The organism is Parabacteroides sp. CH2-D42-20 (genome assembly GCF_003670185.1).
Lineage (GTDB): Bacteria > Bacteroidota > Bacteroidia > Bacteroidales > Tannerellaceae > Parabacteroides > Parabacteroides distasonis.
In genome coordinates this window covers 17041-36233 of the sequence record NZ_RAYG01000041.1, presented here as the reverse complement: position 1 = coordinate 36233, position 19193 = coordinate 17041, and the positions used below count along the sequence as shown (strand labels likewise).

Genomic DNA, 19193 nt, shown 5'->3' with positions numbered 1-19193 from the left:
TTAGTCCTATCTGTACTAGATACCGGAAATTTGTAAGTTAGGCTTTTTACACTGGCAAAATTAAATGGATACATTAATGAATGGAATAGGCGGAACTTTCAACTTTAAGGGGTAAAACTAGCAATTTAAGGCTTGTTGAAATAAACGATAGAGAATCCTATCATTTCGATAGAGATACCCATGCTGCCAGAGAAACATTATAAGTCATGGTTGCTTTTTTATGAATAGGAACAAAGATAATCGTTTAATTCATTATCTTTGTGGAAGTATAAACAAATAAACAAGATAACTATGAAAAATAAATCATCGTTAGTACGTTTCGATTGGGCGATCAAACGTTTACTTCGCCAAAAGTCCAATTTTGTAGTCCTCGAAGGTCTTTTATCCACCCTTCTCGGGGAAAACGTGATTATTATCCGCATCCTAGAAAGCGAAGGTAACAAAGAGGATAGCGAGGACAAGTTCAACCGCGTAGACGTATTGGCAGAAAACAGTAAAGGCGAGCTGGTAATCATCGAGGTACAAAACAACCGGGAGCTAGATTATTTTCACCGTATGCTATATGGCACATCCAAGGCAGTCACCGAGTATATTCATGAGGGAGAGAAATACGGTACTATCAAGAAAATCTACTCCGTAAACATTATCTATTTCGATCTTGGGCAGGGAAAAGATTACGTATATCACGGGAAGACCCAATTCAAAGGTATTCATTTTGACGATATATTGAAACTATCCACCCGCCAACGGGAACAATTCGTCAAACAAGAAGCTGGCGATATTTTTCCTGAATATTACGTATTACGTGTCAACGAGTTTGACGAACTGGCGAAAACACCCCTCGACGAATGGATCTATTTCCTAAAAACAGGAGAAATAGATGAACATGCCACCGCCAAAGGATTGCCGGAAGCACGGGAGAAGTTACGGATCGATAAACTCAGCCCTTCCGAGAAGGGCCAATACTACGCCCACATGGAAGCCCTTCGATATCAAAGGAGCGTCATCGAGACCGGATGGATAGAAGGGCATGCGGATGGACGAGCGGAAGGCAGAGCAGAAGGCATCGCGGAGGGTAAAGCGGAAGGTAGAGCGGAGGGTATCGCGGAGGGTATCGCGGAGGGTATCGCGGAAGGACAGAACCTAGAGAAACGTCAAATTGCCGCCAACTTGAAAAAGCAAGGGCTTCCCATCGAGATCATAGCGAATTGCACAGGGCTCTCTCCCGAAGAGATAGCGGACTGTTAGCGCAAACTTAAAAAGGGGGAATCAAAAGATTCCCCCTTTATACATATCATCGAAATTCGAATGCTGTCCGTTCATCTTCTGGGCCTCCTCGCCTTCTGGATTCAGTTCCAAAGATTTCTTCAAGTCCTCGAACGCACCGGTCTTATCACCTTTCAGATTCTTGGCTCGCCCACGCTCACTATAAGCCTTGGCAAAAGACGGATTCGTCTCGATCGCCTCGTCGAAGAAAGCGATCGCCTCATCATATTTCTTTTGCTCGATCAGTAACTGACCAGATAAAATACAAGCGTCCTCATTAAACGGATTTAGATCTAGGACCTGCTGGAAATCAGAATTCGCAGCCTCGATATCCCCTAAAGCCATATGAATACGTCCTCTCAATAAATAAGAACTTTCCTCCTCCGGCACGATCTCGATCGCTTTCTCCACATCGGGCAGCGCCTCTTTAGCTTGTCCCAGTCCTAAAAGAATCTCCGCACGCAATAAATAAGCATCGGCGAAATCCTCCTTCAAGGAGATCGATCTCGTCAGGTCGGCGATAGCGCCAAATACGTCATTCGTCGCTTTCTTCGCTTTTGCCATCATGAAATAAGCGACATGATTAGAAGGCTCTAGCTCGATCACGTGCAAACAATCGGTTATGACCTCCGCATCCTTATCCAACATAAACAATAAGTTAACGCGAGTCAAGCGGGTAGCGATATGATCCGGCTCCATCTCAACCATCCGGTTCAACACGTCCTCGGCTTTCCCTAGATCGTTCGCCATCGTATAAGCGGAAACGAGATAGCTCATCGTCTCAAAATCTTCCTGTATATTCAGTGCCTCCGTAAAGCATTTGATCGCATAAACAAGTTTTCCCATCTTCTGGGCACGTACGCCGTCGTATTTCAAGATATCAAAGTTCTTCTGCTCGTTCTTCGCCTTATCCTCCGTCGCCTCGGCCGGTTTGGAAGAAGAGAATAAAGATGTAAAGAAATTTCCCATGGTCTTATTCCTTAATTATTATAGTTCTACATTATTAGAATTCCACCGCAAAGTTACGGTAATATATTTGAATTTTCAGCCGTACAAGCGCCGGAAAAAACACGTACGTGTTTTTGGAAAAAGTCGTACATGTTTTTTCAAGCTGACAATCATTCACCGAAAAGGCCGTTTCGCTTATTTATTTTCATTTTTTTAATTAAAATGTAACAGATCGTTTTCCAGTATTTTATAATTTTGCGATTGTTTTTAATTTGGCTGAAAGTTGCTCAATCCTTTGTAGAAACCTTTTAAGCTAGCCACAAATATAGAATATGGAGAATATAGAGACAGGACTTTTGTTAATGGTAGTTGGAATGACCACCGTATTTGCTATCCTTTTGATCGTTATCAATCTGGGAAAAGGACTTATCGTCTTGGTGAATAAATACGCACCGGAAGAGATCATAGCGAAGAAACCAGTAGCGGCAGCCGTTCGGGTACAAACGGCCACTCCAACGCAAACCACCGCAATCGGCAGTCTTTCCGGACAGGAGACAGCCGCCATCGTATCGGCAATCAGCGCCGTGACCCGTGGACAGGGGAAAGTTATCAAAATTGAGAAAGTATAAATAATACATATTAATATCATGAAAAGAGAAATCAAATTCAGTTTGGTCTTCAGAGACATGTGGCAATCTGCCGGAAAGTATGTCCCGACCGTAGACCAACTAACCAGAGTCGCTCCGGCAATTATCGAGATGGGCTGTTTCGCCCGGGTGGAAACGAATGGCGGAGGATTTGAACAAGTCAACTTATTATTCGGCGAGAATCCTAATAAAGCGGTCCGTGAATGGACAAAACCTTTCCATGCGGCAGGTATCCAGACGCATATGTTGGACCGCGCGTTGAACGGCCTTCGCATGAGCCCGGTACCCGACGATGTACGTCAGCTATTTTATAAGGTAAAGAAAGCGCAGGGAACGGATATCGCCCGCACGTTCTGCGGTTTGAACGACGTACGGAATATCGCCCCATCTATTAAATACGCGAAAGAGGCCGGTATGATCTCACAATGCTCCTTGTGTATCACGCATTCTCCGGTACATACGGTTGAGTATTATACCAAGATGGCATTCGAGTTGATCGAGCTCGGAGCGGATGAGATTTGTATCAAGGATATGGCCGGTATCGGACGTCCGTACACATTAGGCCGTATCGTAGCCAATATCAAGGAAAAATATCCAGAGATCCCGATCCAATATCATAGCCATGCCGGTCCCGGCTTTAACGTAGCTTCCATCATGGAGGTTTGTAACGCGGGTTGCGACTATATCGACGTAGGTATGGAGCCGCTTTCTTGGGGTACAGGACATGCGGACTTGCTGACCGTACAGGCGATGTTGAAGGACGCCGGTTATAAGGTGCCCGAGATCAATATGGAGGCTTATATGAAAGTTCGTGCCTTGGTTCAAGAATTCATGGATGATTTCTTGGGATTGTATATCAGCCCGAAGAACCGGTTGATGAATTCCTTGCTGATCGGACCGGGACTTCCGGGCGGTATGATGGGTAGCTTGATGGCGGACCTTGAGAAGAACCTAGAGACGATCAACAAGAGCAATATAAAGAACAACAAACCGCTGATGTCTCAAGACCAGTTATTGATCAAGTTGTTCGACGAGGTAGCTTACGTATGGCCACGTGTCGGTTATCCTCCATTGGTAACTCCATTCAGCCAATACGTGAAGAACCTAGCTTTGATGAACGTCATGCAGATGGAGAAGGGGAAAGCCCGCTGGAGCATGATCGCCGACGATATCTGGGATATGATCCTCGGAAAGGCCGGACGTCTTCCGGGCCCGTTGGCTCCCGAGATCGTCGAGAAGGCGAAGGCCGAAGGCCGCCAGTTCTTCGAGGGCAATCCTCAAGACAATTATCCGGACGCATTGGATAAGTATCGAAAGTTGATGAACGAGAAGCAATGGGAAGTTGGCGAGGATGAGGAAGAACTCTTCGAATACGCCATGCACCCCGCTCAATACGAGGCATATCGCTCCGGAAAGGCCAAGGTCGAGTTTAAGGCAGACGTGGCAAAACGTAAGGCAGAGAAAGCGAACGCCGGTAAACCGACGGTACCCGCCACTCCAGCCGCACCGGCTCCGGCACCTGCCGCTGCATTAACGATGCCGACTACTCCGCAAGTCATGACCGTAGATGTAAACGGGCAAGCTTACCGTGTGACCGTCGCTTTTGGTGATACCAACAGCGCAACTCCGGAAGTTAAACCGACAGCGGCTCCCGCCCCGACAGCCTCGGAGACAACAAATGCTCCCGCAGGCGCTGGAAAAGAGGTGCTTTCTCCGCTGGAAGGTAAATTCTTCCTTATAAAGAACGCTTCCGATACACCGGTGAAGGTAGGCGACGTAGTGAAAGAAGGTGATGTCCTTTGCTACGTGGAGGCCATGAAAACATACAATGCCGTACGTGCCGAGTTCGGGGGAACGATCACGGCGATCTGCCTGTCTTCCGGTGATGCCGTATCTGAGGATGATGTATTAATGACGATTCAATAATGAACGAGATATTTCAAAACTTATATGAGATGACTGCGTTCAGCAATATCATTGCTGAACCGCAGTTCTTGATCATGTATGCCATAGCGTTCGTATTGCTCTACCTCGGTATCAAGAAACAATACGAGCCGCTATTGCTCGTGCCTATCGCGTTCGGCGTATTGCTCGCCAATTTCCCCGGAGGCGATATGGGAGTGATTCAAGCGGATGAGAATGGGTTGATTAATGTACACGGCGTGATGAGAAACATCTGGGAAATGCCGCTGCATGATATCGCACACGAGCTTGGCTTGATGAACTTCATCTATTATATGTTGATCAAGACGGGCTTCTTGCCGCCGATTATCTTCATGGGTGTCGGTGCGTTGACCGACTTCGGCCCGATGCTCCGCAACCTTCGCCTATCCATTTTCGGCGCCGCGGCCCAATTGGGAATCTTCACGGTGCTTTTGGTAGCGATCTTGATGGGATTCACACCGAAAGAGGCAGCGTCTTTAGGTATTATCGGTGGCGCCGATGGCCCGACGGCTATCTTCACGACCATTAAATTGGCTCCGCATTTGCTAGGCCCGATCGCTATCGCCGCTTATTCTTACATGGCTTTGGTACCGGTTATCATCCCGTTGGTCGTTAAGCTACTGTGTTCTAAGAAAGAATTACGGATCAACATGAAGGAACAAGAGAAGAAATACCCTTCTAACATGGAGATCAAAAATTTGCGTGTATTGAAGATTATCTTCCCGATCGTGGTAACTACCGTAGTCGCCTTGTTTGTTCCCAGCTCCGTTCCTTTGATCGGTATGTTGATGTTCGGTAATCTTGTAAAAGAGATCGGAACCAATACGTTCCGTCTGTTCGATGCCGCTTCCAACAGCATCATGAACGCTGCAACGATCTTCCTTGGATTATCTGTCGGAGCTACCATGACATCAGAGGCGTTTTTGAACCTGACAACGATCGGCATCGTAATCGGCGGTTTCTTGGCATTCGCCTTGTCTATCGCCGGAGGTATCTTCTTCGTTAAGATTTTCAATTTGTTCACTAAGAAGAAAATCAATCCGCTTATCGGAGCCACGGGTTTAAGTGCTGTACCCATGGCCTCTCGTGTGGCGAATGAGATCGCGTTGCAATATGATCCGAAGAACCATGTCTTGCAATATTGCATGGCTAGTAATATCTCGGGAGTGATCGGCTCGGCGGTAGCTGCCGGCGTATTGATTTCCTTCTTGGGATAAATGAGATTAAATAGTATAAGTAGACGGTGTAGAGACGGGGCATGCCCCGTCTCTACAACCGGAATCAAGAGAAATAGCCCGGCCTTAACATCTATTAGTATCCAAAATGACTTTTTAGATAAATAATTTCCCCGAAATGCTGTAATCCAAAAATATTTAGTTTAATTTGTGACTTGATATAGGAATGTATTTATCCTTTTCTTAAAAGCGATTGTATATGAAGGACACTCTTGAGACTAATTTGCCGGAAGAAGCCGGGAAATTGGAAGAAACTAAAAAACCGGTTGAGACGCCGGAAATCGATGCTACCGCAGACGTTGAAGCCAACGATACAGCGGAGGCGGACGCTGCTATTGCCGCAGGTAAATTAACCAAAGAAGAAATTCTCGCTAAGTTAACCGAACTTGTTGAGACTTCCGTAGAGACTTCCCGTGGAGAAGTAGAGGCTTTGAAACAGGCTTACTACAAGATCCGTCGTAACGAGGTGGAAGAGCTTAAGAAAGTATTCATCGCTGATGGTGGCGAAGAAAAGGATTTTACAGCCCCCGCTGACGAAACCGAGAACAAGATCAAGGATTTGCTCACCTCTTATAAAGAGAAAAGAGCCGCTATCCTCGCCGAGGAAGAGCGTGTAAAGGCCGCTAACTACGCTTTGAAATTGCAGTTGATCGACCAGTTGAAAGAACTTTGCGAAAGCCAAGATGATTTCAATAAATTATACAACTCTTTCAAGGACATCCAACAAAGATGGAAAGAGGTGAAGGCCGTTCCCCAAGAGCACGTGAACGAGCTTTGGAAGAACTATCAGATCTACACCGAGAAATTCTATGATATTATCAAGATAAACAATCAGTTCCGTGATTACGACTTCAAGAAGAATCTGGAATTGAAGACCGCCTTGTGCGAAACCGTAGAGAAACTAGGTAACGAGCCGGATGTTATCTCCGCTTTCCACCAGCTTCAGAAGCTGCACCAGCAATGGCGTGAGATCGGGCCGGTAGCGAAAGAGTTACGTGAGGACTTATGGGCTCGCTTCAAAGCTGCCTCAACCGTGATCAATAAGCGTCACCAAGAGCACTTCGAGAAACTGAAAGCGAAAGAGCAGGAGAATCTGGATGCGAAGACCGTGATTTGCGAACAAATCGAGGCGATTGATTTCAGCGCGTTGAAATCGTTTAAGGATTGGGAAGAAAAGAATAAGGAGGTAATCGGCTTGCAAGAGAAATGGAAGACGATTGGTTTCGCTCCGAAAAAATATAACGTAAAGATATTCGAACGTTTCCGTGCCGCTTGCGATGTCTACTTCGAGAAGAAGAGCGAGTTCTACAAGGCGATCAAGAGCGATATGGAGAAAAACCTCGACGCTAAACGTGCGTTATGCGAGAAAGCCGAGGCTTTGAAGGATAGTACGGACTGGAAGGATACGACGGATAAGATGATCGCTTTGCAGAAAGAATGGAAGACGATCGGACCGGTAGCCCGTAAGCATTCCGACGCTGTCTGGAAACGTTTTATCTCGGCTTGTGATTATTTCTTCGAGCAAAAGAATAAGAACGTTGTTTCCCAAAAGAGCATAGAGCAGACCAACTTGGCCGCTAAGAAAGAGTTGATCGCTAAGATTAAGGGCATGGACGAGAGCCTTGGACATGATGAGGCTATCACGACCTTGAAGTCTTATATGGCGGAATGGAACACGATCGGTTTTGTACCGTTCAAGGAGAAAGATAAGATCTACAAGGAATATCACGAGGCGGTTGACCAACAATTCGATCGCTTGAAGGTAGACCAGAACGATCGCAAGATGCAGTCGTTCCGCAACAACCTAAACGAGATGACCAGCGGCGAAAGAGGTAAAGGCCGTTTGTTCAGCGAACGTGATAAGTTGATGCGTATGTACGAGCGCATGAAGAACGAGCTTCAGACTTACGAAAACAACATCGGCTTCCTAAGCATTTCCTCCAAGGGCGGCGGCGGTTTACTGAAAGAAATGGAACGCAAGATCGAAAAACTGAAAGAGGATATGGCTTTAACAGTCAAGAAGATCGATGCCATCGACGAGAATCTGGAATAACAATCTCATAAACCCGAGCAAAGCCGTCCTTTAAAAAGACGGCTTTGTTGTTTTTACGCTTTTATGTCACGGATACATTATTTCAATCCCGGCCACGAGACGGCCGTACTTTTAGGGACACAGAACTACACGGCACCGACAAACGTCCGTAAAATGCAAAAAGACTTGGCGCTGCTGCCGGTTTGGTATGCGGAAGAGGATGATTTCGTCTATCTGGAAGATAGTAAGGCAACCCCTCCGTTTTTCTCCCATTTACCCAAAGACCTACATCCGGCTCCTATACCTGTAACAAAAGCGATGCTGGCGAAAAACGCTCCCTACCTCTCTCCTATGGACGCGGCCCCATGGGGACTTTCCCCGCATAGTCTTCATTTATTCGAGCAGTTGAGGGACAAGGCAAAAGTCCGGCTATCCGTCCCGACTTGGAAAGAGGATTATTTTCGCCTTACCGGTAGGCAAACGGCGGCGGAATGTCTGGAAAAGATACAGGCCCTCCTACCCGATCTCCCTATTCCGGTAGCGCCTCGTTTCTGCACGAAAATCAGGGAGGTGGAGAGATACATGATCTTATGCAACGCTCCCTTCGTATTAAAAACACCCTATTCCTCTTCCGGACGGGGATTGCTATGGGTAGAGAAACGAAAACCGGATACAAAAACGAAAAACTGGATAGAGGGCGCATTCAACAAACAAGGAATGATCAGCATCGAAAGCGGATTAGACAAAGTACAGGATTTCGCCATGGAATTTTATTCCGACGGGCAAGGTACTGTCCGTTACGAGGGATTATCCGTTTTCAATACCGAGGAGCGAGGCTCCTATACAGGCAACATCCTAGAGGAACAATCCACCATGCTCTCTCGCATCACCCGATTCACGGGCGAAGAAACCTATTCCCGCATCCAAGAGGCGGTATGCGCTGTATTACAAGAAGTGTACGGATCTACATATGCGGGCTGTATAGGTGTGGACATGCTGGTCTATAGACAAAAGGATGGATCTTTCGCTATTCATCCCTGCATTGAGATCAATATGCGGTACACGATGGGAATGGTCGCTTTACGTCTATTCCAGCAGTATGTAGCGCCCGGAGCTGTTGGCGATTACCGGGTTTCTTACGAGAAGGAAGCCGGAGAAGCTCTCGAGAAACACCGCCTCATGTCTGAGACCTATCCGCTTCGCCTCGCGAATGGAAGGATTCAAGAAGGCTACCTCTCATTATGCCCTGTCACAAAAGAGACACATTATCGAGCCTATTTATTGCTCATGTAACAGATTATTCATTACATTTGTAAAAATCTTTAGACTCTAGTAATACCATTAATAAATTTATCATTATGAAAAGATTATCAATCTTGGCCGTATTCATGCTGATCAGCGTGATCACGTTCGCCCAACAAGCCCTTTGGGGTAGTCAGAACATCATCTCTCCGGAGATTCATCCGGATAACACCGTAACCTTCCGGTTCATGGCACCCAAAGCGATCAAGGTGCAGGTAACAGGAGATTTCCTTCCCACACAGAAGATGGAGACTCAGTTCGGTTTAGTGGATGTACCCGGTACCGTTGATTTAAAGGAAGGTAAAGAAGGCGTTTGGGAATATACCACACCGGAACCTCTTCCCTCCGAATTATATAGCTATTCCTTTATTGTCGATGGATTAAAGACTACAGATCCTAATAATGTCTATCTGAACCGTGACGTGGCATCCGTTACGAATATCTTTATCATCAAGGGTGGACAGGGCGATTTATACAGCGTTAATGATGTTCCTCACGGAACGGTCGCTCGCCGTTGGTATGAGAGCCCGACATTGGGAAAGACCCGCCGTATTACCGTTTATACGCCGGCTGGCTATGAGACAAGTGGCAAAAAATATCCGGTATTCTACCTCTTACATGGCATGGGTGGCGACGAGGAAGCTTGGATCGCCTTAGGACGTACGGCCCAGATCTTAGACAATTTGATCGCCCAAGGTAAGGCAAAACCGATGATCGTGGTTATGACAAACGGAAACGCGGATCAAGAGGCCGCTCCGGGAGAATCCAGCCTAGGTTTAGTCAAGCCGAATATGCAACTACCTAAAACCATGGAGGGTAGCATGGAAAGCAGCTTCCCGGATGTCATTAAGTTTATCGAGAGCAATTACCGTGTAGAAAAGAAGAAATCCAGCCGTGCGATAGCCGGACTTTCCATGGGTGGTTTCCATTCTTTGCATATATCTAAGCAATATCCGGATATGTTCGATTACGTGGGATTATTCTCTGCCGCTATCCTCCCCCGCGAAGGCTCCGAATCTCCCATCTACCAGAATATGGATGAGAAGCTGAAAGTACAATTCGGCAAGCACCCGAAATTATACTGGATCGCCATCGGTAAAACCGACTTCTTATACAAGAACAACGTAGACTATCGCAAGAAACTAGACGATAACGGCTACAAATACGAATACTACGAGAGCGACGGCGGCCATATCTGGAAAAACTGGCGCATCTACCTCACAAAATTCGCCCCAATGTTATTCAAATAACAAAACACCCCAGTTGTAGAGACGCGGCATGTGCCGCGTCTCTATCGCTTTATAACCTATATCCGAGTAAAATCCCAACCGTGAAGGTTCGATCATGGGCAATGAAGTCTTTATTAGGCTTTATAAAACTCGGAAGATAACTGACGTTTAGTCCCAACAAATAACGATCGAAATTATAATTAACGCCGGTCTCACATTTTAATCCGACAATAATCCGGTTCACGGCAGGAGCTGTCTGCTCGGGAAACAAAGAATCCATATCGCCTAAAGAAATATGACGCTTCACATTTACATCAACACGAGGTCCGACGCCTGCGTAGAAATTCCAACCACTACCCGAAAGAGTCTTTACTCGAAAAGTAGTATTCAAGGTGATATAATCAAACATGTATTTCATATTCCTCTTCAGCATATTGAGTCCCGGATCTGTAGCCTCATAGAAATCAAAACTTCCACCTTTACGTAAGTAACCCACATTACTTGACAATGCATACCAACCCTGATCCAAATAATCCAATCCTATAGACATTTGATACGATGACAAAGACTTATCAAAAAGGTCCTCACCTTCATTCACCAAAGAAGAGAAAGCCATACCATTCTCTATTTTCAGAACCTGCGCCTTCATCATTATAGGCAAACACAAAATAAGACAAACCAACCATGCACAACTTTTGATCTTCATAACTTACCGTATTTAGTTTACTATAAAACGCCTAAAGAACAAAATTCGTATAAATACAATAAATTGGTAATTACAACGTATTCTTAAGGATACGCTTAAATACAACATCTCTGAGATTACGGGCGATCGGGATTTGATAGGATTCGATACGTAATCTATTCCCTTCTACCAGATCGACACGATCCGCATTAATTATATACGATTTATGCGTTTGGAGAAATTGATCATCGGGTAGGGATTCCCCGATCCGCTTCAAGGTTGAATGGGTCAATACTCTACCGGAAGTAGTATAGATACTAACATAATTTTCCAACGCCTCTACAAATAAGATATCTCTTAGGTAAATCTTACGCATTTGCTTCTCGCTTTTCACGAAAAACGAGGCATCCGCATCCGGCGTATTCTCCCGAGCCAACAGGTCGTGCACCTTATTCACGCCTTTTAAGAAACGCTCAAAGGAAATAGGCTTCAGCAAATAATCCACGACATCCAGCTCATACCCTTTCAAGGCATATTGCTCATAAGCGGAAGTAACGATCACTTTGGGAGGCTGGTTTAAGGTCGCCAATAAATCCAAACCGGAAAGATAAGGCATCTCGATATCTAACAAAAGTAAATCCGGCTGCTGAGTTTTCAACAGAGTATTTAATTGGATAGCGTCCTCACATACACCGGTCAAGGAGAGAAAATCCACTCGCTCCACATACGATTGCAATCCTTTACGGGCCATCGGCTCATCATCTGTTATCACGCAGGTTATTGTCATATATCTTCTATTTCAATCATTAATTCCGCTACGAACTCAGTCTCTTCTTTCCGGGTTTCCAAACGGTGCTTATTGGGATACAATAAAGATAATCGGCGGCGTAAATTTACCAGACCGATGCCTTTACGTTGCCGTTCATCCACCGATTTACGCAACGCTTCGTCCTCCGCTGAAAGCTCGGGGATGGAGTTTCGTATAAACAAACTGATCCGGTTATTTTCCCATTTCATGATAATATCCAATTGATAATCACCACCTACGTATTTAAAAGCGTTCTCTACCAACGGGAGGAAGAGTAACGGATAAATATTCAGTTCATTCAATTCGGGCGGAAACTCTACACGCAACCGCAGGCGTTCACTCATACGAAGCTTACGCAAAGCTATATAAGTTTTCAAATAATCAATTTCTTGTAGGATACTGACCTTCTGATTACCGCCATACAGTTGGTAACGCAAGAGTTCGGATATCATCTCTAACGTGCGACGAGGCGCCTTGTTACTTTCATCAATCTGGAAATAAACGGTATTGAGCGCATTAAACAAGAAGTGAGGATGATATTGGGATTTCAAGAACTTCAATTCCGTCTGTAATTGATCATTCTTGATCTTTTCCAGTAGGATACGCTGCTCGGCGTAATCTTTATCCAATACTTGAGCTCGCTGAACATTATAGACCATAAACGCAAACAAGCTCCCTATCACGTTCGCAATTATTATAGCGTCCATATGGAAAGTATCACCGGTAAATATACGGGTAATTGCCAACGTAGCATTCACTCCCAATATAATCAATAAGAAAGGCATTCCATACGATCTCCAAACAAATTTCCATCTATTCGGTTCTTTCGCTCTTCGGCTCTTCTCGATCTGCCATCTGAAATAAATAAAAAACAAATAAGAGACAAAAGCAAGGATCACGATTTCTAAGATACTATTCCCCAAAGACTGTGTCCAATAGTGTCCTTCTTTCGTATAATCCGTTACCCAGCGGATACAAGAATACAAAGAGACCGCAAAAATCATGGCATATACCCACTTATATATCTTTTTCATAAACCATTTGTCTAGAGGTTTCACAAATTTATTCTTTTACTTTCATCTACGCTATGCTTCCGGTGAGATTCTTTCACCTCCAAACCACGATTTATACGATAGGTCAAAGAAATACCGACTACCGTCCGGTTCATCCGCTCTTTTATAAAAGCGTGCTGGGTAGGAGTCATCACGCTCATTCTCGATACATTCGAATGGAAAATATCCCGTGCGAATAACTGGATTGTTCCCCGGCCTTTCCATATCTTCTTCTGGATACCGGCATTTATTTGCCATAACGGATAGATCGCAGCTTGTCCCGCCGCCATTTTCCCATTATAGAAACCGATAAGCTCAGCGCTCCAAGTCCGGGCAAAGTTAAACTGATTCGAGATCCCGATATTCGGTGTCCATCTCTTATTCACCTTTACTTGATAATTCTCCGGCAAACGATACCGGTTATAGATCCAGGATGCGCTGACGTTCACGTTCCAAAATGAGGTTAGCGGTAACTGGGAGGTACTGAGCCGAGGACCTACGCTGACGCGGGAAGAGAGATTTTCCGGTGAGACATAAACGACATAGTTCCCTTGATCCAAATAGCTCTTGATAATTACATCCTTCGTATAATTGAAAGCAAGCCCCACCCGGAATAAATCGCCATGTATATAGGCCAGTTCCAGATTATCGGATAATTCCGGGCGTAATAAGGTGTTACCTTTATCATACGTATACTCATCGTGGATATATACAAACGGATTCAGGTCCCGGTAATTCGGACGGACAATCCGTTTGCCATAAGTAAGCGACAGACTATTCCCATTCCTCAAGGCATACTGAACAGAAAGCGTTGGGAACAAGTGCGTATAATGATTGGTAAACGAGGAGTCTCTTTGATAAGCGTTACCCGATTGTTCGCCCTCTATGCGGGTATTTTCCAGACGAAGACCTGCCTCCAGACTTATAGAAGAGAATTTGGCGTCAAGCTGTACATAGCCCGCGTTTATATTCTCGTCATACTGAAAATCACAACTCAAGTCATGGTCCGGTTGCCAAGAATCACCTTGTAACCGATTATAATCAGCGTTATTATCAATAGAGACAAAAGAGGTCTTGGCGCCTGCATGGAACGTGAAGGATTTCGAGAAAGGCCACACCAGATTCGCTTGTCCGGAGTATAAATGGATTCCTCCATCCATATCCCCAAACAAGGTATCTTGGCTATTCAAATATTGGTCTTCCTCGTATCGATAACGCAAGTAATCCATAGAGGCATCCAAGACCCCACCATCAGAGTTAAAGGTATGTGTTAAACTTAAAACAGCCGTAAAATTATCCTGTGAACGATTCTGATCGTTCAAGGTGCGAAGCGAACCTCCGGTTTGCGGAGATCGCTTAGGAATGGATGAGTTCATATCTCCCTCAACCTTGTTACCCGCCAGATTACCATCCGTCGAAAACCCGATCGTAGTCTTATCCGACATTTGATAATCGATCCCGAAACGATAATAGTTTGATGTATTCTTCCAAGTTCGATAGGAAGATTGCGTCATCTGCCCGGTCTCCCCTTCCGGCCGCCAACCTTCCAGATAGTTTCTCTCCACATACAGATCATCGTAATCATTCTTCCGGGAATAGGAATAAGAGAGATAGAAGTTGAGCTTATTCGTTCGCAGATTCAGGGTAGTAGAAGCGAAACCCTCTCCATATTTACCTTGGTCATAACTACCGTTTACCGAAAGGTTCATTCCTCTTCGCAATATCTTCTTCGTACGTATATCGATAATACCGGAGTTTCCGCTAGCGTCGTAACGTGCCGAGGGATGCGTAATCAAATCGATTTTATCCGTAATGGAGGCAGGAGTCGATTTTAAGAGGTTGACAAGATCTTGCCCCGATAAATAGGTCGGCTTACCATCCATCAAGATATTCGCTCCGTTTTGACCATTCAAGAAAATAGTGCCATCATTTTGTATCACGACTCCCGGCAAACTGGTCAACACGTCGTAGACATTCCCTTGGCTTTGGGTGATAGAGGCATCCAGCCTATAAGTCATCTTCCCCGGTTTCATCTCTACCGTAGGGAGCTTAGCCATGATCACCACTTCCTGTAACTTCTGATCCGCTATCGTATCGACCTGTCCCCAACCACAAAAAGGGGTAATTATCAATAGAACTATTATAAAAAGATTCCTGCTCATGTCGTTTTTATATCAAAATTACATCAGCAGGAATATCCAATCAAATTATTGTGACCAACGGAAGTATCCGGGGGATGAAAGGTAAAATCTCCTACTTTTGCCTTCTGAAATGAATAACTTGCGGCTTGTCGAGTGAATAACTAACGAGTATACCCAGTGAATAACTAACGGCTTTAGAAGTGATTAGTTATTCACTTCTAAACGCTTTTTCCAGCTGTTGATCAAGCAAAATTCTCATTTCCATAAAGTCATCCACGAAGAGGCTTTTCTGTCTTTTTGAGTAGTATTAGAGCTTTTCCATAACATCTCATTTCCACAGGAATCACAAGATAAAGAAGGGGAGATAACAATAAACAGTGCTTTTCCAATGAAAAAGACCGTTTTCGATACACATTAGGCGACAAAAGCCTACACATACGGTTGCGTTAAGCAACGCCAGTAGTGCCATTGGGCATTATAAGCAGTCGCAAATAGGGTTGTAAGTAGTCGTGAATGGGCATTCTTACCTCCTTATAGCCCTATCGTAACACCGTTTTTCCCTCCTTTTGCTCCATCGGATATGAATTACGATGAATTATTTTCGCTAGAACAAAAGGCTATTTTTCGGCATTGCTCTATCAATGAACCGATTGCTGATTTATTTTTTCAAATTCAAGCACAAGACGTACCTTAGCCCGGAAAAACTGATTCTCCGGGACATCCGATTACAAATTGTCAATCCTAACAAATTGTCATATCCTTCGATCGTCTTTCTCGAAATCTCTCAAAGATGATTATCAATTCAATAAAAAAACGTATTTTTGTCACATACAATCTATAAACAACCCAAGATATGGAAGTGACAGTCAAGAAAGTAGAAATTACCTTACCGGAGGTAGACATGGCCTTGCTCAAAGAACTGGCCAAGAAATTCGGTTGGAATATCGGCAGGAAGAAGTCCGGTATAGAGAAGGGACTGGAGGATATCAAGGCAGGAAGGGTTTATAAGGCCAAAGATATGGAAGATCTAAAAAAGCATTTGCTAAATCAATAAACCATGTACGACGTACAGACTACCAAGCAATTTGATAAGAGTTTCAAGAAATGCTTGAAAAGGAATTGCAATCCAGAACTCCTATGGGAAGTTATCGGCATTCTTCAAGAAACCGGTTCCCTCCCAATGCAATATCACCCCCATAAACTAAGCGGTAAATTTGAGGGCTTATGGGAATGCCATATTAAAAGCGACTGGCTCTTAATATGGCAACAAAACGATACCGAACTGGTCTTGATCATGACCGATACCGGTACACACGCTGATTTATTTTAAGACTTGGGATGATCCACTCGGCCTGCGAATAAAATGGCACCCGTACTATTCTCCTTTAAGACATAGCCGAAGGGATGATCAAAACGAAGTTCCTTTAAAGTGGTAGCGGGAGGAAGCGCACTTGTATCCATATCTACTATCGTAACAGCGGCGGCTTCCGTGCCGGACTCATCGACCTTAATAAAGGTATTTTGTTTTATCAAGCCTATAAATAAAGGCTGTTCGGTTGATATATTCGTGAAGTCTGCCTCCGACTTAAAGGCATCCTTGACTCCCAATGTCCTCATCACATCTGTTAAATCCATACTTGATTCCATCGTAAAGCGAGGCAAATAGAGGTCGAACGAATAAGAACTCAGGTTACTCATCCACTGGTTCCAACGATCCGCATCCAAGTCCGCAATCAACTCATCTAGCGAGGTTTTCTTCTTATCGGACGGCATAAAAAGAACCAGACTAAACGCTCCGTTTCCATAAGGTAGTTCCACGACAGATACCTGCTCATCACCATAATAATAATTTGTCGCTTGTTGTTTCATGGTAGGAACTTTGATCTCTGATCCGTCCTTTAGATGGAACGGCTTGTCCTTTGTATCTCCCTTATCGAACTCCATTTTCCACACTCCCTTGAAATAAATGGCGTTGATCAGGCATGCCAATGTATTGGGACTGATTGTCTCCAGCATCTTAGGGATCAAATCATTCGTTTTATTGGCGCACCAATGGTTGATCTTGTCCACCGTCTCCATATTGAACGGCTCGTTATAAACCTCGGCATTATAATACGTTTGATTGGTCTTTACAAATGGTTCCAGCATTTGGAAATCATCCTTGATCCACATACTATTCGCATTCATGAAAACAGTACGACCATCCAACTTGGGAAGCTCCGTCTGCATCATTTGGGCATAAGCGTTTATCTCCTCGTTGGTTAAGCCCTCATAACCTAAGGCTTCTTGTAGCTCTGTATACGTATTACCATTCGCCCCATTCAATACCATACCCAAACAAAAGGAGGCGCTTAAAGGAGAGATACAAAAATTCGACTCCTCCTTGCCAGCCATTTCCTTATAAAAATTAAAAGCGAACTTCTGCCCTCTAGCGTTTACCTCTATCGATTTAGTATCCAAAGGTATATCATATCGCTCAGTATCGGTTCCGAAAGGTTCTCCGAAAGAATCATTGTCGCACCCCGTCAACGCAAACAAAGGTATGCAGAGACAGAGCGACAGGAATTGGTAATTGTTGGTCTTCATAACTTGATATTTTTAATGTCCTTATATCTAATTGATGAATAGGTCTCCGTAAAAGTTGCATCCCGCCTATATATTTCACGACTGTGCCCCAACGAATGGAAATGTAGGGATATAATAAAAGCCGTATCACTGCGGATCAGTTATACGGCTAAACTGGAGTAAGCTATGACGGGAGATGATGATCAGCGATTATGCTTGATCAAGTTCATGAACTCCTCGCGCGTCTTGGCTTGTTGGAAAAAGCCGGTGAAATCAGAGGTAGTCGTCAAGGAATTTTGTTTCTCCACGCCACGCATCTGCATGCACATATGCTGCGCCTCGATCACGACCATCACGCCCAACGGGTCCAAGGTCCTCTGGATACAATCCTTGATCTGCATCGTCATACGCTCCTGTATCTGGAGACGGCGGGCGAAGATATCCACTACCCTAGGGATCTTGCTTAAGCCCGTAATATATTTCTTGGGGATATAAGCCACGTGGGCCTTGCCGAAGAAAGGCAACATATGATGCTCACAAAGGGAGAAGAAATCGATATCTTTCACGATAACCATCTGTTTGTAATCCTCTTCCTGAAACATGGCGGAACGGAGCACCGCCTCCGGGTCCTCATGATATCCCTTGGTTAAAAACTGCATCGCTTTCGCCACACGTTCTGGCGTTTTAAGCAGACCCTCACGCTCCACGTCCTCACCCAGCAAACCCAATACTTCCTTATAATGGCCGGCCAAAGCTTCCCGGGCACGTAGCGTCTCTTCGTTTACTTCTGACATCATCTTTAATTTAGGGGAATTTTTATCTCTTCTCGTACGATATACATTTCCTTCCCGTATTTCGGGAAAGCACCCATCAACAGGCGCATCATATGATAGGCCTCCTCATGCGAGCGGAAATCTCCCACACGCAACTTCCAGAACGGGGCGTTGTAAGTGACATACGTCGGGATCTCTGGAAAAAGCTCCTTGATTTCCTTCTCCTTACGAAAAGCCTCGTCTTTCGAGACCCGTTGGTTATTACCGGAAAATACCTGCGTACGATACCCTTGTACCTTCAAGAAGGTAAGGCTATCTGTCGTCTCCACGTTCGCTCCACGCATACGCTCACCCACCATCTTGCGGATAGCGGCGGATTGATTGATAACGACCTCGCCTTTTCCCAAACCGGATCTCTGCAACGCATCGAATATGGTCGAACGCTCACCTTCCAACACCGTCTGAGCGAATAAAGATGAAGTACCGGCCATCATAAAGGCAAATAGCAATAAGATACAAGGAATTCTTTTCATAGATAGAATATTAAAAAGAGTATCTTTCCCCAT

General features: G+C 44.8%; 17 protein-coding genes. 9 read left to right on the top strand and 8 right to left on the bottom strand.

From position 1 onward, the window contains the following. Positions 1-291 precede the first annotated feature (291 nt). Positions 292-1248, top strand: a complete 957-nt coding sequence (locus tag D7V92_RS19895; protein ID WP_121773614.1) for an Rpn family recombination-promoting nuclease/putative transposase — start codon at positions 292-294, stop codon at positions 1246-1248. 21 nt (positions 1249-1269) lie between these two features. Here D7V92_RS19895 and D7V92_RS19890 read toward each other — a convergent pair whose 3' ends face one another. Then, entirely contained in the window at positions 1270-2235 is a 966-nt protein-coding gene (locus D7V92_RS19890) for a tetratricopeptide repeat protein (protein WP_121773613.1), read from the bottom strand. Positions 2236-2546: 311 nt separating this feature from the next. On the opposite strand from D7V92_RS19890, the gene D7V92_RS19880 reads away from it, so the two are divergent. The 6 genes from D7V92_RS19880 to D7V92_RS19855 all read left to right on the top strand — a co-directional run bounded on the left by D7V92_RS19880 (position 2547) and on the right by D7V92_RS19855 (position 10624). Further along, on the top strand, positions 2547-2843 hold the full coding sequence (locus D7V92_RS19880) for an OadG family protein (RefSeq protein WP_008773957.1): 297 nt from the start codon (positions 2547-2549) through the stop codon (positions 2841-2843). A gap of 18 nt (positions 2844-2861) precedes the next feature. After that, the gene (locus D7V92_RS19875; RefSeq protein WP_121773612.1) at positions 2862-4787 is read left to right on the top strand and encodes a biotin/lipoyl-containing protein; all 1926 of its coding nucleotides are present in this window, start codon (positions 2862-2864) and stop codon (positions 4785-4787) included. Next, positions 4787-6022: a sodium ion-translocating decarboxylase subunit beta gene (locus D7V92_RS19870; protein WP_005866596.1), complete on the top strand. Its 1236-nt coding sequence runs from the start codon at positions 4787-4789 to the stop codon at positions 6020-6022. Before D7V92_RS19875 ends, D7V92_RS19870 begins: the two co-directional genes overlap by 1 nt. A 217-nt stretch (positions 6023-6239) precedes the next feature. After that, entirely contained in the window at positions 6240-8093 is a 1854-nt protein-coding gene (locus tag D7V92_RS19865) for a DUF349 domain-containing protein (protein ID WP_008780630.1), read from the top strand. Positions 8094-8156: 63 nt separating this feature from the next. Further along, positions 8157-9365 carry a hypothetical protein gene (locus D7V92_RS19860; RefSeq protein ID WP_008773961.1) on the top strand — a complete coding sequence of 403 codons (1209 nt, stop codon included), beginning with the start codon at positions 8157-8159 and terminating at the stop codon, positions 9363-9365. Positions 9366-9430: 65 nt separating this feature from the next. Then, the gene (locus tag D7V92_RS19855) at positions 9431-10624 is read left to right on the top strand and encodes an esterase (protein ID WP_008780628.1); all 1194 of its coding nucleotides are present in this window, start codon (positions 9431-9433) and stop codon (positions 10622-10624) included. A gap of 49 nt (positions 10625-10673) precedes the next feature. Here the strand turns inward: D7V92_RS19855 and D7V92_RS19850 are convergent, their stop codons facing one another. From D7V92_RS19850 to D7V92_RS19835, 4 genes are all read right to left on the bottom strand, one after another. After that, complete coding sequence (locus D7V92_RS19850; RefSeq protein ID WP_121773611.1) at positions 10674-11309, bottom strand: outer membrane beta-barrel protein; 636 nt, start codon at positions 11307-11309, stop codon at positions 10674-10676. Between the two features lie 70 nt (positions 11310-11379). Beyond that, entirely contained in the window at positions 11380-12075 is a 696-nt protein-coding gene (locus D7V92_RS19845; protein WP_005866589.1) for a LytTR family DNA-binding domain-containing protein, read from the bottom strand. Further along, positions 12072-13130: a sensor histidine kinase gene (locus tag D7V92_RS19840; protein WP_121773610.1), complete on the bottom strand. Its 1059-nt coding sequence runs from the start codon at positions 13128-13130 to the stop codon at positions 12072-12074. Before D7V92_RS19840 ends, D7V92_RS19845 begins: the two co-directional genes overlap by 4 nt. A gap of 20 nt (positions 13131-13150) precedes the next feature. After that, positions 13151-15310, bottom strand: coding sequence for an outer membrane beta-barrel protein (locus D7V92_RS19835; RefSeq protein WP_121773609.1), 2160 nt, complete (start codon positions 15308-15310; stop codon positions 13151-13153). Positions 15311-16142: 832 nt separating this feature from the next. Here D7V92_RS19835 and D7V92_RS19830 point away from each other — a divergent pair. Continuing rightward, positions 16143-16343, top strand: a complete 201-nt coding sequence (locus D7V92_RS19830; protein WP_034532133.1) for a hypothetical protein — start codon at positions 16143-16145, stop codon at positions 16341-16343. Between the two features lie 3 nt (positions 16344-16346). Further along, a complete protein-coding gene (locus D7V92_RS19825) occupies positions 16347-16619 on the top strand; it encodes a type II toxin-antitoxin system YafQ family toxin (protein ID WP_121773608.1) in 273 nt (90 codons plus the stop codon). Here D7V92_RS19825 and D7V92_RS19820 read toward each other — a convergent pair. The 3 genes from D7V92_RS19820 to D7V92_RS19810 form a co-directional block, all read right to left on the bottom strand. Next, positions 16616-17875 (bottom strand): serpin family protein, encoded by a 1260-nt coding sequence (locus D7V92_RS19820; RefSeq protein ID WP_081024111.1) that lies wholly within the window; start codon positions 17873-17875, stop codon positions 16616-16618. The genes D7V92_RS19825 and D7V92_RS19820 overlap by 4 nt on opposite strands. A 182-nt stretch (positions 17876-18057) precedes the next feature. Beyond that, positions 18058-18648 carry a GTP cyclohydrolase I FolE gene (folE, locus tag D7V92_RS19815; protein ID WP_005860986.1) on the bottom strand — a complete coding sequence of 197 codons (591 nt, stop codon included), beginning with the start codon at positions 18646-18648 and terminating at the stop codon, positions 18058-18060. Between the two features lie 5 nt (positions 18649-18653). Then, the gene (locus D7V92_RS19810; RefSeq protein WP_121773615.1) at positions 18654-19160 is read right to left on the bottom strand and encodes an SPOR domain-containing protein; all 507 of its coding nucleotides are present in this window, start codon (positions 19158-19160) and stop codon (positions 18654-18656) included. Positions 19161-19193: the final 33 nt, after the last annotated feature.

Coding starts and splice junctions, on each gene's coding strand:
- D7V92_RS19850 (WP_121773611.1), bottom strand. CDS start 11,309: ATGAAGATCAAAAGTTGTGCATGGTTGGTTTGTCTTATTTTGTGTTTG.
- D7V92_RS19895 (WP_121773614.1), top strand. CDS start 292: ATGAAAAATAAATCATCGTTAGTACGTTTCGATTGGGCGATCAAACGT.
- D7V92_RS19880 (WP_008773957.1), top strand. CDS start 2,547: ATGGAGAATATAGAGACAGGACTTTTGTTAATGGTAGTTGGAATGACC.
- D7V92_RS19810 (WP_121773615.1), bottom strand. CDS start 19,160: ATGAAAAGAATTCCTTGTATCTTATTGCTATTTGCCTTTATGATGGCC.
- D7V92_RS19875 (WP_121773612.1), top strand. CDS start 2,862: ATGAAAAGAGAAATCAAATTCAGTTTGGTCTTCAGAGACATGTGGCAA.
- D7V92_RS19870 (WP_005866596.1), top strand. CDS start 4,787: ATGAACGAGATATTTCAAAACTTATATGAGATGACTGCGTTCAGCAAT.
- D7V92_RS19825 (WP_121773608.1), top strand. CDS start 16,347: ATGTACGACGTACAGACTACCAAGCAATTTGATAAGAGTTTCAAGAAA.
- D7V92_RS19860 (WP_008773961.1), top strand. CDS start 8,157: ATGTCACGGATACATTATTTCAATCCCGGCCACGAGACGGCCGTACTT.
- D7V92_RS19855 (WP_008780628.1), top strand. CDS start 9,431: ATGAAAAGATTATCAATCTTGGCCGTATTCATGCTGATCAGCGTGATC.
- D7V92_RS19840 (WP_121773610.1), bottom strand. CDS start 13,130: ATGAAAAAGATATATAAGTGGGTATATGCCATGATTTTTGCGGTCTCT.
- D7V92_RS19835 (WP_121773609.1), bottom strand. CDS start 15,310: ATGAGCAGGAATCTTTTTATAATAGTTCTATTGATAATTACCCCTTTT.
- folE (WP_005860986.1), bottom strand. CDS start 18,648: ATGTCAGAAGTAAACGAAGAGACGCTACGTGCCCGGGAAGCTTTGGCC.
- D7V92_RS19890 (WP_121773613.1), bottom strand. CDS start 2,235: ATGGGAAATTTCTTTACATCTTTATTCTCTTCTTCCAAACCGGCCGAG.
- D7V92_RS19820 (WP_081024111.1), bottom strand. CDS start 17,875: ATGAAGACCAACAATTACCAATTCCTGTCGCTCTGTCTCTGCATACCT.
- D7V92_RS19845 (WP_005866589.1), bottom strand. CDS start 12,075: ATGACAATAACCTGCGTGATAACAGATGATGAGCCGATGGCCCGTAAA.
- D7V92_RS19865 (WP_008780630.1), top strand. CDS start 6,240: ATGAAGGACACTCTTGAGACTAATTTGCCGGAAGAAGCCGGGAAATTG.
- D7V92_RS19830 (WP_034532133.1), top strand. CDS start 16,143: ATGGAAGTGACAGTCAAGAAAGTAGAAATTACCTTACCGGAGGTAGAC.